This is a genomic window from Aeromonas finlandensis, from assembly GCF_000764645.1.
GTDB lineage: Bacteria > Pseudomonadota > Gammaproteobacteria > Enterobacterales > Aeromonadaceae > Aeromonas > Aeromonas finlandensis.
Genome location: NZ_JRGK01000376.1, coordinates 1 through 554, shown reverse-complemented (window position 1 = coordinate 554; position 554 = coordinate 1). Strand labels below are relative to the sequence as shown.

Annotated in this window: 1 protein-coding gene; it reads right to left on the bottom strand. The window is 55.1% G+C overall.

The window, feature by feature from the left end; all coding sequences use genetic code 11:
* Positions 1-302: 302 nt before the first annotated feature.
* A partial coding sequence (locus LD28_RS0121910; RefSeq protein WP_033138982.1) for a DUF3653 domain-containing protein occupies positions 303-554 on the bottom strand: 252 nt, incomplete at its 5' end.

The window sequence follows — 554 nt, the reverse complement described above, 5'->3', positions numbered from 1 at the left end:
AATCGGTTGGTCGGCCGCAACTTCTTTGGAATGTTTCCCCGAGGGACGTCCCCCCCCCTTCCCTGCAAAACCAAATCTTTAGCTGTGACTACAGAGCGCCGGTCGAAAAGGTTGAGGAAGGAGCGAAGCGAGGACGAGACCTTGTAGGCCATGGGCGCGTGTGGTATCTGCGATGCTTAATGGTCGAAGACAAGCCCATGCTAAGGTCTCGGGGTGTTATTTCTTTCTAACCTCAACAACCCAATCCAGCACCCAGCCGTAAAGGTTGAGGAAGGAGCGAAGCGAGGACGAGACCTTGCAGGCTAAGGGGTGCGGTCAGGTGATCTTCTTATTGCCGCGTTGTCTTTCAGAGCCTTGAGGTCTTCACTCCCGAACGACTCGATGATTTCCAGACGCTGGCGGGTGAGATAGGTGCCAGCTGGGGTGATTAAGTGATGTCCGGACATACGCCAGCCATCCCAATAGCGGGTGAAAACGGTTGGCAGCTCCCGTCCAACTGCCATCCTCATGACTCGTTTGCATACAGGCGGTATGGGTTTACCCTCATCCCAGAG